9 protein-coding genes and 1 tRNA gene are annotated in these 12,008 nt (G+C 40.6%); 4 read left to right on the forward strand and 6 right to left on the reverse strand.

Translation table 11 applies throughout. From position 1 onward, the window contains the following. Positions 1-713: 713 nt before the first annotated feature. Positions 714-1,595 carry a TraB/GumN family protein gene (locus C7972_RS04860; protein ID WP_110355095.1) on the reverse strand — a complete coding sequence of 294 codons (882 nt, stop codon included), beginning with the start codon at positions 1,593-1,595 and terminating at the stop codon, positions 714-716. A gap of 368 nt (positions 1,596-1,963) precedes the next feature. Beyond that, a complete protein-coding gene (locus C7972_RS04865) occupies positions 1,964-2,806 on the reverse strand; it encodes a serine hydrolase (protein WP_181422829.1) in 843 nt (280 codons plus the stop codon). A gap of 29 nt (positions 2,807-2,835) precedes the next feature. Between C7972_RS04865 and C7972_RS04870 the strand changes: the two genes are divergently transcribed. Further along, a protein-coding gene (locus C7972_RS04870; protein WP_258364772.1) for an IS3 family transposase occupies positions 2,836-4,010 on the forward strand; the annotation gives its coding sequence in 2 pieces (ribosomal slippage) (positions 2,836-3,091 and positions 3,091-4,010; 1,176 coding nt in all). A 13-nt stretch (positions 4,011-4,023) separates the two neighbouring features. Here the strand turns inward: C7972_RS04870 and C7972_RS04875 are convergent. Next, complete coding sequence (locus C7972_RS04875) at positions 4,024-4,299, reverse strand: serine hydrolase domain-containing protein (protein ID WP_110355097.1); 276 nt, start codon at positions 4,297-4,299, stop codon at positions 4,024-4,026. A gap of 575 nt (positions 4,300-4,874) precedes the next feature. Next, positions 4,875-4,954 (reverse strand) — tRNA-Leu (locus C7972_RS04880). Between the two features lie 200 nt (positions 4,955-5,154). Between C7972_RS04880 and C7972_RS04885 the strand changes: the two genes are divergently transcribed. The 3 genes from C7972_RS04885 to pth all read left to right on the forward strand — a co-directional run bounded on the left by C7972_RS04885 (position 5,155) and on the right by pth (position 7,493). Then, positions 5,155-6,096 (forward strand): ribose-phosphate pyrophosphokinase, encoded by a 942-nt coding sequence (locus C7972_RS04885; RefSeq protein WP_110355154.1) that lies wholly within the window; start codon positions 5,155-5,157, stop codon positions 6,094-6,096. Between the two features lie 46 nt (positions 6,097-6,142). Beyond that, positions 6,143-6,784, forward strand: a complete 642-nt coding sequence (locus C7972_RS04890) for a 50S ribosomal protein L25/general stress protein Ctc (protein WP_110355098.1) — start codon at positions 6,143-6,145, stop codon at positions 6,782-6,784. 79 nt (positions 6,785-6,863) lie between these two features. Beyond that, the gene (gene pth, locus C7972_RS04895) at positions 6,864-7,493 is read left to right on the forward strand and encodes an aminoacyl-tRNA hydrolase (RefSeq protein ID WP_220020872.1); all 630 of its coding nucleotides are present in this window, start codon (positions 6,864-6,866) and stop codon (positions 7,491-7,493) included. A 14-nt stretch (positions 7,494-7,507) separates the two neighbouring features. Here the strand turns inward: pth and C7972_RS04900 are convergent, their stop codons facing one another. Beyond that, a complete protein-coding gene (locus C7972_RS04900) occupies positions 7,508-8,191 on the reverse strand; it encodes a hypothetical protein (RefSeq protein WP_110355099.1) in 684 nt (227 codons plus the stop codon). A gap of 4 nt (positions 8,192-8,195) precedes the next feature. Next, positions 8,196-11,969: a reprolysin-like metallopeptidase gene (locus C7972_RS04905; protein ID WP_110355100.1), complete on the reverse strand. Its 3,774-nt coding sequence runs from the start codon at positions 11,967-11,969 to the stop codon at positions 8,196-8,198. Between the last annotated feature and the right edge of the window lie 39 nt (positions 11,970-12,008).

Raw genomic sequence — 12,008 nt, forward strand, 5'->3', positions numbered from 1 at the left:
TTTAGACGACATGGTTTTTATGTTTGGCTCCCGCATTATTTGCGGGACAGGCAGTACCGGCCACACGAACGCTTCTTAGTTATTGGCTTTAGTGTTACTTCCGGTACTCTTTTTCAATTAGATACTTTTTGAGTCTTAATTATCTGAGTTTTTTTCCAACTTATTCTTTCCGATTACATATCCAATTGGATAAATAATTATAAAAATAACTGCACTAAATAATACGGCATTGCTATATTCCCAGGTTTCAATCATCGGTCTTCTACCACGTTTACCGGGTATATATGGAAAAAGAAATGCAGGACGGGTCATAGTCCATAGATACTCCATAGTTAGTCCATAGATAGGCCGTATATAAAAATAGGCCAGGTCCACCCCTTTTTGGCGCGCTAAAGCAACTCCTTTTCAAGGCACTTTTTACCTATCATGGACAGCAAAATACGCTCTGGCCAAGTTAATTAGAGGTACGGGTCTGTCCGCCAAAGGCAGGCCCGCGCCAACGGGGATTTTTTTCTTGTTTTAGGTAAAAAGTGGCGCAATTTAAAACGGGATGGGTGGCATTAATAGCCGGGAAATATTATGAATTGGGTCGCCATATTGTAAGGAAAAAAGGGGATCCGGGTTCAGTCAACTCGGTGTCCATGTTTGGTTCCCGCAAAATATGCGGGACAGGTAGTACTGCCCACAGAGAGGTTTAGTTATTGGCATGGTTTTTATTTTACCTCTATTGGAGTCATGGTATATCCAAGCTCCTTTAATTGGTTTATCAATCCACATTCGTACATCAGGTGGCTTAATCCAACCGCAATAAAGCAATTTTCAGTTTCAAGGAATTCCTCGATTTTCTTAATCCATTTGTTGTTTCTATCCGTTAGTATAAGAGTATTTCCGCAAGTTGTATTCAGTTGATAGTCAATCTCCATTTTTGCATACCAATCAGTTTCACTGCATTCATCAGTGTTTCTTGTTCTAATTTTATTAATAATATTTGCAAGCCTCCTCTTGTGCGACCTTCTTGGCATTCCCTCAACATCTTTATTAACTAAGTCTATTTGTTCTTTGGTCGTTTCAAGCCCGTACAATTCTATATTTTGTTCTGTTGCCCTGAAACTTATATAGTCATCTAAGGAAAGAGAGGTGTCGTTAACGCTTTTGTTTAAGCATAGCTGTTGTTTGAAATGTCTGTTTAGAAAAACATACATTTCCGTGGGTGTCATCTTGTTAAAATCAGTAGGACTTGTCGCGAAGAGGTTTTCAATGAAACTCAATTCGTTTTTGCCCAAATATTTATCCCACTTGGTTTCTGCTGTTCTTTGATTAATAATATCCTCAGCCATTTTCCCTGGTATATTTAAGTTTTCTTTTATCAATAAATCACAGGATTCCAAGGCTTGGTTAGCTTTTGTCAAGGAGTCGAAAAATGATTTCCCAAAAGCATGATGGGTTCCGAAAAGGTATGATGTCTTACTGGAATTTTGGCTAGTTATTTTAAAAAGAATTGTTTTAACCCTTAGCGTATCATTTACATTTTGACCCAACAGAAAAGTTGAAGTCAATATTAAAAATAGTACTATGGTGATTTTTCTATTTGTCATTTTTTAAATTACCGCCAACATACGAATACAGTAATTGGTTATTGTATTTCCATACCAAGAATTAAAACATAAAAGCATCTCCATTGTAGATAAGGGGCACACAACATATAGGCCAAGGGCGTAATTTTTTTTGGGGATACACCGTTGAACTATGCGGTGTCGGTTTTGCGCTATCCTTGCTATTTACTTTGGATCCTTTTTAATTCTTCCAATTTAGGGCTTTTTGGTTTATACTCAAGGAAATTTTTGCTTTGCTTTATTTAAGTGACATAGGTTAAAACGGAAGGGCTGGCATTAAAACTCTTGTGGGGTCAGCATGCTCCAGAATATCCAAACGGTTCTAAAAGGCCGCTTTTATCATCGCTTTTTTAACGGATGTTTTTTTCTAGTGCTGTCGCAAACTCCCCCAAATCGGTCATATTGGTATTGCTAAGAATAATGATTGTTGTTGATTTATTTAAGAACCGTATCCATACAGCATTCGAGCCCATTATTCTTCCATAGCGTTCCATTGCTTTTTCATCTCCATCCCCCCTAACCCATACACCATACCCATAGTCATCAAGCCCCGGCGTTAGCATTAAATCCAGACTTTCTTTATTGATCAGTTTAAGTCCAAACAAGGCGTTTGAAAAAATAAGTAAATCGGTAGGAGAGGAATACATTGCTCCAGCTGCATACCAGTTTTCGATAAAAATTGGAATATCGTTTATCAAGGAATCTGGATTCTTTTCTGTAAAATAGGTACTTGCCAAGTTTTTGATAATCTTCTTTTCTTGGGCCATTCCTGAATTGGTCATGCCTAAGGGCTCTAGAATCTTTTCTTTTAGTACCTGTTCAAAAGTTTTCTGATAAAGTTCCTCAATGATTTTTCCTAGTAAAATGTATTCTGCATTGTTGTAATTGAATGTTGTCCCAGGTTCATTAACAAGGGAATCATTGACAAAACTTTTCAAAAGTTCGTCCGACGTGTTTGGTGTTGAATAAAGTCCCAATCCATATTTCATTGCATTTTCCAAACTTGAAACAGTGTCTATTAAAACGATGCCAGAAGTATGGTTAAGAAGTTGGTGCGGAGTTACCCTAAGACTTACTTTATCCGGATAGTCTGGTAAATAGTTCTTGATCGGTTTATTTAAATCGAGTTTTCCCTGTTCCCGAAGTTGAAGTATGGTCTTGCTACATTTGTTGGGACACTTAGTTAAGGGCAATATTGAAAAATCCTTAACTTGGTAAAACGATGAAAGAAAACAGAAGAATCTACAGTAAAGAATTTAAACAAAAGGCGGTGGAATTGAGCCACGTTCGTGGCAATGTGAACGATATTGCCCGTGAACTGGGTGTCAGATCGGAACTTCTCTATCGCTGGAGACGAGAGTTTGCCCATGATCCCTCCCTGTCCTTTAGCGGCAACGGGAATAAACAGCTCACCCCGGAAGCAAAAGAAGTTGCCAGGTTAAAAAGGGAGCTCGCCGATGTAACCATGGAGCGGGATATCTTAAAAAAGGCGATAGGCATCTTCTCCGCGAGCGACAGGAAATCTACAAATTCATGAAGGACCACCGATTGGAATTTCCTGTTGGGAAGATGTGCAAAGTTTTTAAAGTGAGCAAAAGTGGTTTTTACAGAAGTCAAAGAATGCTTCCTTGCGACCGGGACAATGAGAACCGGATGCTACTTTTTCAAATTGGGCGGATACACCAGAAAAGTAAGGCGACCTACGGAAGCCCGCGGATAACCGATGAGCTCAGGGCCCAAGGATTCGATGTGTCCAGGCCACGGGTGGCCCGGCTGATGAAACAAAAAGGTATACGGGCCGTGCATGCTAAAAAGTTTGTGGTCACCACCGATTCCAAACACAAATATCCGGTGGCAGAAAACAAATTGGACAGAAACTTTTCAGCGCAAGCTAAGGCCCGGGCCTGGGTATCGGACATCACCTACATAAAGACCGGGAGGGGATGGCTTTACTTGACGATAATTATTGACCTTTTCGACCGTAAGGTCATAGGTTGGTCACTCAGTAGCGATCTGAGTGCCGCAAACACTTGTATGGCCGCATGGAGAATGGCTGTTAAAAACAGACCGCTTTCGGGAAAATTGATATTCCATTCGGATAGGGGCGTACAATATGCCTGCAATGCCTTTAGAAACCTATTGGGCAGTTATGAAGGAGTTCAGCAGAGTATGAGCAGGAAAGGGAACTGTTGGGACAATGCCGTTGCGGAAAGCTTCTTTAAATCCATAAAGGTAGAACTCATATACAGGACCCGTTATAAGAGAAAAGAACAGGCCGCTATATCTGTGTTCGAGTGGATAGAAACCTGGTACAACCGAAACAGAAGACATTCAGCTCTGGGTAACCGCACAATACTGGAATTTGAACAATTAATGCAATTTAAAAATGTAGCTTAACTTTTTGTCCCGTTTATTGTTGCAAGTTCAGTATTAAAACGGCGGTAAAAGCTTTTGTTATTGAAGCAACTTTGTAAACGGTCTCATTATTTACTGGCAGGTTAAACCTTCGGTCGGCAATACCAAAACTATTATGGTAGAGTATGGTTGAATCTTTTTCGACCAATACCGTGCCATTAAAATTGTTTTCGGAAGCGTACGATTGAACAAATGATTCGAGCTGTTTATCTTGAGCTACTGTATATTGGCTTAGCAAAATGGTGACCAGAAAAGATACAATATGTTTCATATGATGTTAAGTTAGTCCGGGATAGACGGCAAATTCTGTCGATTTCGGCCTTATGTCTGTTAGACTACCTTGTGCAATCAAAAGTTACAATTTGGCAAAAAATATAAATTCTTGTCATTATTTCATTTTCGGTACAATGCAGTGTCTTAAATATTTACAACATTATAGGATTAATATAAGCCCAGTGTCTTGTGTGTCTTGTCCGGGGATAAAAGACGGGTCAAACTCCATAGATAGTCCATAGATAGGCCATAGATAGTCCATAGATACTCCATAGATAGGCCATAGATAGGCCATAGTTAGTCCATAGATAGGCCGTAAATGCAAATAGGCTGGATCCACCCCTTTTTGGCGCGACAAAATAGCTCCGTTTAAAGTCCCTTTTTACCTTTCATGGACGGCAAAAATACGCTTGCGGAAAACGAAGCCAAAATGCAGTGTCTTTATGAAGCTATTTTTTTTCCATAAGAATATTTGCATAAACACAACAATTGTTCCTGATCCGTTAAATTGTTGTACCTATGTTGTACCTGGGCAATAAAAAAGGCCTCAACATTTCTGTCAAGGCCTTTAAGTACTCGAGGCGGGAATCGAACCCGCACTCCGAAGAACTGGATTTTGAATCCAGCGCGTCTACCAGTTCCGCCACTCGAGCAAATTACTATTTTTTAAATTTCAATTTTCTCAGCTGTTCTTTTAACCCCTGATTCATTTGAGACTGCAAAACTAAAAAATATTTTCTTTATAACACCAAAAAAATAACAACAATTATACTTTAGCAACCCAAATTAATTTCTAAATTTGCACCTCCTTATAAAAAGGAGTGCCAATAAACTAATAAACAATACGTTAACAATGCCATATCAAGTGCCAGAGCCTAAAATTTTTACCTGTACCCAAAGTACAAAGCTATCTGAAAAGATAGCCGAACACTTTGGTTCCAATTTAGGCAATGTTATTTTTTCTAGATATAGCGATGGGGAGTTTCAACCATCCTTTGAGGAATCCATACGTGGAATGCGCGTATTTATTATAGGTTCTACAAATCCTAGTTCTGAAAACTTGATGGAAATGTTGTTGATGTTGGATGCGGCAAAAAGGGCATCTGCCAGGCACATAACCGCAGTAATGCCTTATTTTGGGTGGGCCAGACAGGATAGGAAGGACAAGCCCAGGGTTCCTATAGCCGCCAAATTGGTAGCTAAAATGTTGGAGGCCGCAGGCGCTACACGGATTATTACCATGGACCTTCATGCGGATCAAATACAAGGTTTTTTTGAAAAACCGGTGGATCATTTATTTGCCTCTACGCTGTTTTTGCCCTATTTGAATAGTCTAAATTTGAGTAATCTTACTATTGCTTCGCCAGATATGGGCGGCTCCAAAAGAGCCTATGCCTATTCCAAGGCACTTAATTGCGATGTGGTTATATGTTACAAACAAAGGGCACAGGCCAACGTTATTTCGCACATGGAACTTATTGGTGATGTGCAAGGGAAAAATGTGGTTTTGGTAGATGATATGGTAGATACGGCGGGAACCTTGACAAAAGCAGCTGATTTAATGATGGAACGGGGAGCTCTAAGTGTCAGGGCCATTACTACCCATGCACTTCTTTCAGGTGATGCATATGAGAAAATTGAAAATTCGAATTTGTCGGAACTTATTGTTACCGATTCCATCCCACTTAAGAAGGAAAGTAAAAAAATAAGGGTTATAAGCTGCGCAGAGTTGTTTGCGGATGTAATGCACAGAGTGCACCACAATACTTCCATAAGTTCTAAGTTTCTTATGTAAGTAATACCGAATAAAAGAGTAAATTAATTAATATTTAATACATACAATGAAGTCAATTACAATTAAAGGATCAGAAAGAGAAAGCGTAGGCAAAAAAGCAACAAAAGCCTTACGTAATGCTGGAAAGGTTCCTTGCGTTATTTACGGAGGGGAAAAACCATTACACTTTGCAGCAGACGAACTAGCGTTCAAAGATTTAGTGTACACTCCAAACGCACATACTGTTGTGGTTGATCTGGAAGATGGTAAAAAATTTGATGCTGTTATGCAGGATATCCAATTTCATCCCGTTACCGATAGCATTTTACATGTAGATTTTTATCAGTTGTTCAAGGATAAGGAAGTTACTATGGATATTCCTGTAAGGTTGTTGGGTAACTCTCCAGGGGTTAGAAATGGTGGTAGGTTATTGTTTAGAAAAAGAAAACTTGCCATTAAGGCATTACCGGACAATTTACCAGATTTCTTCGATGTCGATATTTCTAAATTGAAAATCGGTGGAAATATTTCCGTTTCCACATTGTTGAAAGATGAGTTTACCATCCTTCACCCTGAAAATACCGTGGTCGTTCAGGTTAAAGCTGCACGTAATGCTGTCTTGACCGATGAAGAGGATGAAGAAGGAGCAGAGGGAGCAGAAGGAGCAGAAGCTGCTGCAGAAGCATCAGCTGAAGGCGGTAACGAATAGATTTTATCCAAAAAAAATGTAAAAGCATCCCGTAACTGCGGGATGCTTTTGTATTTTTATGAGTTTCAAAAATAGGGCTATGTTCCAGTTTTTAAATTGGTTTTTTAAATTTAAGGGGGCGTGGTTGGACGAAAAAGACGGCATGAAGAAATTTTTAGTTGTGGGGCTTGGCAATATTGGGGAGGAATACGCCGACACCCGACATAATATTGGGTTTAAAATATTGGATTCCCTATCCGTAGAAGAGGGTTTTACCTTTGAAACGGTTAAGTTGGGGGATGTGGGTACCTTTAAGGTCAAGGGTAGAAGTATATTATGCCTTAAGCCATCTACCTATATGAACAGAAGTGGAAAAGCCGTAAAATATTGGATGGACAAGGAGAAGATCCCTCTTGAAAATGTTCTGATCATCACAGATGATATCAATCTTTCTTTCGGAACCATCCGTTTAAAGACCAAAGGTAGTGATGGAGGACATAATGGGTTGAAGGATGTTCAGCACTATCTTCTTACTACCAATTACAATAGATTGAGGTTTGGTGTTGGATCCGATTTTGGGAAAGGTAAACAAATTGATTATGTCTTGGGTGAATGGAGCCAAGAGGAAAAGGATGCCCTGAATGAACGATATGAAAGAGTCAATGCCCTAATTCGGTCATTTGTGCTTTCTGGTGTCAATAGAACAATGAACGAATACAATGGCACCTAATAATAAAGCTGGCTTTAGCGAACTTTAAATTCTGAAATACTATTGGTGGCTGTATTTCCTTCCCTGTCCATAGTAGTTATTCTCCAGTAATAAACAGTATTGGCTTCAACACTGACCTTTAGATCGGATTTACCAGATGTTAAGGTGCTTATCAAAGTAGTTGGTGGGGTTTCAGTTGAAAAATATACCTCGTATCCTTCCAGATCATTATCCACATCTGCACCTTCCCATTCCAAAAGAACTTCATTATTAAGGTCTTTGGAGATATTGGTTCCAGTTTTGGGAGATATAACTTCTGCAGGAAAAGGCGCGTGGGTGGTTTCCGTACCTGCATTGAAAAACCGCCAAGTTTCACTGCGGGCCGTTTCTGAAACTTTGGTGTTTTTGGAAACTACCAACCAAGAAAATGGGGCTCCTCTTTCAATAGTTAAATTAGCCGAGGTGCCTTTTACCACAATAGTTTCGGTGGTGTTGGTGTTTAAGTTGGTGGCCCTAAGTTCATAGGATTCCGTATGGTCCGAAGTTTGCCATCTAAATTCCACGATGGAATTATTGGTTCCTGTTACGTTCTGGCCCGTTGTGCATTCCGAGTTTTTTAAGGGAAAGATCAGCTGGGTAGACAAGGGGGGCTTGGGAGAATCTTTACCTCCACATCCCACTAGGGCCAAAAAGCATAAAATTATGGCTGTTGGTTTCATCCTTCTATTTTTTTACGACCTTAAAATTACTATTCACACCCTCTCCTTTTACCTTCAGGATATACATACCCTGGGACAGGCCTGTAAAATTAACCTTAATTTCATTGCCATGTAGGGTGTAGTCCTTATTGCCCACCAATTGGCCTGCATAATTAAAAATTTGGGTGTTTACGATATCCGGTCCGTTGTTGATTAAAATGGTAACTTCCTCCTCAAATGGGTTGGGGAATACCACGGGTTTGTCCATGAGTAACAATTGATCCTCGTAGACACCTTGACATGGTAGGTTGGTTGATACCTTAATTTGGTTGATTCCTTGTTTAAGCTCCAATGTAATACTGGATGATTTTGTTTGCGTAACAATACCATTTAATTCAACATTGTACAAGTCGCCCCCTTCCAGGTTCAATATGGTCTGATTCCCCGAAGCCGATAGCTTTGAGGTAACCGATAAGGGTGGGGGTTGTGTAATGATGGCCTTAAAACAATAGGGCTCGTATACCTTGTCATCTTCGGTGCCTACAATACATATTTCATAAGTGCCCGCCGAAAGGCCTTCCCTAAAAAAGAAATTGGTAAAGTTAATGTCCTCATTTATTCCGTTACCGCTAAGGGTAATTTCGTAGTCCATATTAACGTTGGCTACGATACGTAAGGAGCCGTCATTTTGATTGCTACAGGATTCACTGTTGATTTCTACCTCAAAATTGTCTATGGGAAAAATATAAACGGCACATCCGTTTAAATCAACCGTGGCGCCCATGGGAGTGTTGAGGCAGAGGTCATCCCCATCATCAAAAACACCATCTTTATCCTCATCCGCCCTAAAGGTGCCTTCTACACAAATGTCCATGGAAAAGGCATTTAATGTTCCTCCGTCCGAAGCTGCTATATCCTTGACTTCCAATATCCAATCCCCATAAGTAGATTCCCCGTTAAACGCCGCCAAGGAGCCTAGTGGTCTTACCGTGCCCATAATAGCTGGAGTTGTTCCGCATATAAATCCTTCTGCGCTATCATCAAAAGTTGCCAGTATATCCTGATTTCCTCCACAGGAATTGGATACGAGAATTACCCTGGTTCCAGCAGGTGATATAAGGGTTACTTCCAAATCGGCAAGAAAGCTATGGCTAAGGTCTAAATTAACATTTATGTCCGCCACCGGTAGATCGTTCAAAAGGGTGATTTTAGAAGTAATTGTGGGTGCCCCGGTAGTTGATATGTCTATGGGTAGATCCTTGGCAGCTTCCAAGGCACAGTTCAATTCCAGGGTGGTAAAGCTAAAAGCAGGGCCAAAAGTTCCCTCTCCACAACTATTCTTGGGTTTAACGCGCCAATAATAAGTAGTTTCCTCTACCAGATCGGTAGTTATATAGGAGTTGAAAATAACGCTCGCAGTCTCAATAATATTGGTAAAGGCCGCATCATCGGCAATCTCAACATCATAGGAGGTATAGGAAGTATTGGATTCCCATTCCAGTTGCGATGCTATACGTGCAGAAGTAGCGCCATTGGTCGGTAATTGCAGGACCACATTCGTAAATGCAGTTTCCAATATTTTTACATCTATGACAACTTCCTTGGTGACATTTTCTGTAGTGGCCACTATGTTTATGGGGTAATTGCCAGGATTTACCAAATCTGTATTGGAAAAGGTAACGTTCACCGTAGTGTCGTTCACCGCTGTAGAGGTGGGAGAAAAATCAACAGACAGTCCCGGGGGCATACCGGTTGCGGAAAAGGTGGCTTCCTCCGTAAACCCATTATAAGTTTGGTAGGTAAAGGGCACAATTAAATCATTGCCTTGGCAAACTTCGTGCTGCAATTGGGTAAAATTAAGCACTATGTCCGATGGTGTAATGGTAAAATTGGAAGCGTTTACCGCTAAAAAGATATTGTCGTGTGCGCTGACCATTATTCGGCCCGTAGGAGTGGCAAATCCAGGGATCAATATATCCTGTTGGCCATCATTGGGCACGCTATCGGCTAATTTGATGGGAAAGGAAGCTCCGCCATTGGCGGAAAAAAAGATGTCTACTTTTTGAGTGTTTACTGGGCCTTGATTGGTTTTTGCCACATCCCAGACAACCTGTTGCCGTGTGCCGGCAGCATAAGTCTCATTGGTAGATTGGGAAGTGATAACAAAGGGCCCTGCATTGTCTATGACCATAACCTTGACCAAGTCCGATGTAACCTGTCCCCCCCCTAGAGCGTTGTCCCTGACAGTAAGTGCAAATTCAAGTTCCCGTTCTACATCGGAAACGGTCTCCCATGTAGTGTTGACATTGGGATTGGTTTGGGTAAGATTGCCCGATACAATACTGCTTAGTTTTGGGAAATATCTGGAAGGTGCTACCGTAGGTTTAAGGGATCTGAAATTGGCCCCACTTAGATTTGTTGGCCCAAAGGTGTTATGGGTAACGATACCATCATTTATTTGTTCCCAATTGTATGTAAGTATATCATCTTCATCCACATCCGTTGCATTGCCTTTTAACCTAAAGGCAGTGGATTTTGGAATGGTATAGTTACCAGTGGGCACTATTTCTGGTGGATTGTTCAGCAAGGAGATCTCCTGGGCACAACTCGTTGTTTTGATATATTCCAATATTTGAAAAATACTGTAATAGTGAAAATAATCATCTCCGTTCAGGGCCACATTATTGTTGCCGGAAATGCCGGCATATCCCATTATGGTTGTTCCGCTTCCTGGTTCGGCCTGTACCAGAGTGCCTTCAGATTCAAAGGACCATGTGTGGTTGGCACCAAACTGATGTCCCATTTCATGTGCCACAAAATCCAGGTCAAAAATGTCCCCTTGTGGAATTAAGGCCGAAGAATAGGCACTTCCTTTTCGGGAATCTATACATACAGAAGCAATAAATCCGGCATTCCCTCCATTTTCATCCTTTTGGAACAAATGGCCTACATCGTAGTTTTCGGCGCCAATAACCGTAGTCAAGGTATTTTGTACTTCAGAATTAAGATTTGTTCCATAGGGATCAGAATTCTTATCCGTGTAGATTACCTGATCGGTATTCGCCACAATCTCCAAACTGATTCCCAAATCGGTTTCGAAAACTTCATTTACCCGGGTAATGGTAGCATTTATGGCGGCTAGTGCATCAGGTACGGTTCCTCCGTGGAACTCCGTATACTCCCCTGTTGCCGAGATGGCCACCCTGAATTTTCTTAATACTTGGCCGTCCACCAACTTTAAAGCGGAAGGTCCTTTGTCCTTTTCTATCAGGGAAGTGGTTTCGCAAATGAAGTTGGTGTTCATCATATAGGCGTCCTTCCTATTGTACACTACATATTCATTGTCGGAATCCGATACTTTTTGCATAAAGGTGGCATTTTTGCTTTCACCGTATACGATCATGCTTTGTATGCCATTTTGGGAAACACTAAATCTTACCCTGTCCTTTTTGTTATTTAAACTTCTGCCCACATATGACTTTATCTGGGGATATTTCTTGGAAAGTTCTGGAGACAGTACGGAGGCTTCATGAACAGCGAAAGGTATCAATTCCCCATCTTCGTTAGGAAAAATTATAGTTTTGGATGACTTTTGGATATGGGTGGCCTTTAGTTCATTGAAAAAAGCTTCCTTTTGCAAAGAAAAGGTAAGGCCGTTATTTACCTTCAACTCCGCCGTTTGTCTTTGGGAATTCCTGCTCCTAGAATCGGCTTTTTGCCAATACTTGGTTTGCCCGAATCCGCAAAAGCAAAGAAAAAATATGGATATTGAAAAAACAAGACGTAATTTTACAACCATCAAGCGGGTATTTGTACAAACTCAAAGATAAGTTTTTTT

The sequence above is a fragment of the Arenibacter sp. ARW7G5Y1 genome, from assembly GCF_003201775.1.
In the GTDB taxonomy this organism is placed as follows: Bacteria; Bacteroidota; Bacteroidia; order Flavobacteriales; family Flavobacteriaceae; genus Arenibacter.

Bases quoted from the DNA above. Each gene is read 5' to 3' on its own strand.
- C7972_RS04900 (WP_110355099.1), bottom strand. From the start codon at position 8,191: ATGAAACCAACAGCCATAATTTTATGCTTTTTGGCCCTAGTGGGATGT.
- C7972_RS04875 (WP_110355097.1), bottom strand. From the start codon at position 4,299: ATGAAACATATTGTATCTTTTCTGGTCACCATTTTGCTAAGCCAATAT.
- C7972_RS04890 (WP_110355098.1), top strand. From the start codon at position 6,143: ATGAAGTCAATTACAATTAAAGGATCAGAAAGAGAAAGCGTAGGCAAA.
- C7972_RS04885 (WP_110355154.1), top strand. From the start codon at position 5,155: ATGCCATATCAAGTGCCAGAGCCTAAAATTTTTACCTGTACCCAAAGT.
- C7972_RS04905 (WP_110355100.1), bottom strand. From the start codon at position 11,969: ATGGTTGTAAAATTACGTCTTGTTTTTTCAATATCCATATTTTTTCTT.
- C7972_RS04860 (WP_110355095.1), bottom strand. From the start codon at position 1,595: ATGACAAATAGAAAAATCACCATAGTACTATTTTTAATATTGACTTCA.
- pth (WP_220020872.1), top strand. From the start codon at position 6,864: ATGTTCCAGTTTTTAAATTGGTTTTTTAAATTTAAGGGGGCGTGGTTG.